At 72.3% G+C, this 2803-nt stretch carries 3 protein-coding genes and 1 pseudogene; 1 reads left to right on the top strand and 3 read right to left on the bottom strand.

Going from position 1 to position 2803, the window contains the following annotated elements:
* Positions 1 to 648, bottom strand: a pseudogene (locus AA75_RS47145) (transcriptional regulator); the annotation flags it as partial.
* A 13-nt stretch (positions 649 to 661) separates the two neighbouring features.
* Complete coding sequence (locus AA75_RS07975) at positions 662 to 1309, bottom strand: hypothetical protein (protein ID WP_033819110.1); 648 nt, start codon at positions 1307 to 1309, stop codon at positions 662 to 664.
* Between the two features lie 555 nt (positions 1310 to 1864).
* Between AA75_RS07975 and AA75_RS07980 the strand changes: the two genes are divergently transcribed.
* On the top strand, positions 1865 to 2077 hold the full coding sequence (locus AA75_RS07980) for a hypothetical protein (RefSeq protein ID WP_033819111.1): 213 nt from the start codon (positions 1865 to 1867) through the stop codon (positions 2075 to 2077).
* Positions 2078 to 2200: 123 nt separating this feature from the next.
* Here AA75_RS07980 and AA75_RS49115 read toward each other — a convergent pair.
* The coding region (locus AA75_RS49115) for a hypothetical protein (RefSeq protein WP_033819112.1) at positions 2201 to 2803 on the bottom strand (603 nt) is incomplete at its 5' end.

The following is a 2803-nucleotide window of genomic DNA, read 5'->3' on the forward strand; positions in this document are numbered from 1 at the left end:
AGCCGGGCGCTGGCCGGAGCGCACCGCCGAGGCCGACGGCGCGGCGGGGGCGGGCCGGGACGGCGCCGTAACGGGAGCAGGAATGGCCGCCGGGACGGCGGTCGGCGGGCTGGTCACGGGCGCCGGGGCGGTCGGGGCGGGGACGGCCTGCTCGGCCTGGGGAGCGGCGAGCGCGGGTGCCTGAGCCGCCGGGCTGGCGGGGCGGCACCAGCCGCCGAGGTGCATCGGGCGGCCCTGCGCGCGGTAGACGGAAGGCTGGCCGCACCGCACGCACGGCGCCGCCTCGCCCATCACCACCGAGCCGTCCGGGTTCTGGTCGAGCGTTACCGACTGCGGCGCCGGGGCGGCCTGCTCGGGAGCAGCCGGCACCGCGGCGGGCGCGGCGGCGGCCTGCTGCTCGGGGGCGGGGAAGCGCGCGGCCAGGCCTTCCAGGAGCCGAGAGTAGGCGGGTGTGATGTCCGGGCCCGGGACCGCGGTGCCGTCCTCCCAGCCCCGCACCAGAGCCGAGTCCACCCGCAGCGCGACCGCGACCTGCGTGACCGTCAGCCCGGCCGCCAGGCGCAGCCGCTGCCGCTCCGCCGGCGCCGGCAGGCCGGTGCGGACACCCGAGAGCAGGGCGTCGACCGAGTCGAAGAGTTCGTCGGACATCAGGGTGATCTCCTCAGCGTCCGTTGGGCCGGGTCGGGTCGAGACGGGGGTCTCCGAACAGGGCATCGAAGAGCGGCTCGGTGACGCAGCCGATCACGTTCTGGTCGGCATCGCGCAGGGTGTAGCCGGCCGTGCGGCCGAGGCCAGCAGCGGCGAGCGGGACCTGGGGGCGGTAGTAGAAGGTGAGCTCCCGGTCCGCGAATGCATCGTCCCGCCGCGGCTCCGTCCGGTCCGTTTCCGGGGCGGCCGGCAGGGTGAACGACGGCAGGCCCGCCATGTCCTCCTCCGCCGCGTGGTGCAGGGTCCCGTCGTCGGTGGTGCGGAAGCCGACGACCAGGTCCACGCCGCCGGTACGGCGGTCCCGCGGCAGCCCGTGGCCCTGCAGCACCCGGCCGAGCTGGGACGCGGACATCGCGGCCGCCATGGCCAGCGCGCTGCGGTTCGAGTAGGCGCCGGCGGCGTCCGCGCGGGACATCGCCACCTCCCGGAACACGTTCAGGTGCTGGATGAGCCGGCTGGTGCGGGCGACCAAGGCCACTAGGTCGTCGAAACCGTAGGCCTGCGGCGGCTCCACCAGCCGCTCACCGCGCAGCCCGGCGAGCAGCGCCATGCCCAGGTCGTCGGGCACCTCAACCTGCTCGCCGCCGATGCTGACCCTCACAAGAAGCTCCCTAAAAGTAGGACACAACCAAATAGTAGGGGTCTTCATTTTGGAAGTCCAGAACAAGGAGGCGCGCGGCCGACGCTGCGCGCCCCGGGCCGTCCGAGGTCCGCCGCAGAGCTCACGTATCCAACATCTGGGTAGTGCGTTGGCAGGGCGTGAAGACCGCCTCCGCCTCCGTACCCGTCGCGCGCCGACGCGGCCCCGACGGCTGGTTCCCCGCGTACCGCGGTCACACCTGCCAGCCCCACAGCAGTTGGGACGTCTGCCGCTGGTCGTACGACGGACCTGAGGACGAACCCGAGTTCCGCCGGACCTACAAGACCAAGACCAACCCACGGTGCTGGGCACCGGAATTCGGCTTCCACTGTGCCCGCACCCCCACATCCCGGAGCGCCTGCCCGGCCCGACCAACCGCCAGTTCGTCGGGCCGAAGGGCATGAACATGTGGTAGGCGGTCCGCCTCGAGGCCGGTTGGGGCACCAGTACCGAGCCCTGCCGGGGACGCTGGACCGAGCAGGTGGCGGGTCACGGTCGCCGTCGACTACCGGTGGAGTGGCGACCTGGAGCCAGTCGCCCACCTCGGGCGGTTCCTCGGCGCCCTGGTCGACGGCGGCGGCCAGCACCGTGCGGCGCAGCTGGCACTGCGACTGTGTGCTGGAGTTCCTGCCCCACCCGGTCCTCGGCGCACAGCGGAACGATGTCCTGCTGCAGGCCTGCTACGGCCAGGCCGACCTCGAGAAGGACGGAGCCTGGGTGCGGGCCTAGCAACCGACCCCACCCAGTCGGCCGCTCGAGCAGCTGTACCGTGGCCCCGCCCCAGCCGCGAGGACGGCACGGCCCCGGACGTCACCGTGGCGGCTGGGGCCGTGGTGAATCCGCTTCGAGGTGTCAGGGCGCCGTCGGAGCCTGCTGGTCAGCGGTCTGGGCCTCGGCGAAGGTCGCGTACTCGGTGGCGCGATTGACCAGGGTCAGGTCCATGTCCCCGGCGGTGAAGCGGCCGGTGAAGTAGCTGCCCTCGATACTGCGTGGCGCGCGCCCGGTGACCGACAGCTGGCACGAGCCGGTGTGCCGAGGGCTGCGGTCCTGGTGCTCGGTACGCGGGGTGTTCTCGTACAGGAACTTCACCTCGGTGATTCCCGAACCGTCCGTCTTCACGATCGTCGCGTTGTTCGAGCGGGACATGCTCTCCGCCGTACGCAGCGTGGCGTGGAGCGTCCAGTAGGTCTGCTCGATGGTGAGGTAGGTGGTGATGGGGCCGCGGTTGCCGCCCGGCGGTATGTTGCTGGCAGCAGCGGGAGTGAGGACCGAGCGCCAGGTGCCACCGATCCACGGGTGGCCGGTGAGACGGTGGATGCCCCACCACCGCCAGGCCCACTTGTCGAAGACCAGGACGCCGTAGCCGATCAGCGATGGCAGGTAGGCGAAGAGGTACTTCAGGTTCTGGGTGGGTGTGAGTGGCTGTTGTCGTTCCGATCTTGAGGGGCACCGGTC

It is taken from the genome of Kitasatospora sp. MBT63, from assembly GCF_000710465.2.
Taxonomy (GTDB): Bacteria; Actinomycetota; Actinomycetes; order Streptomycetales; family Streptomycetaceae; genus Kitasatospora.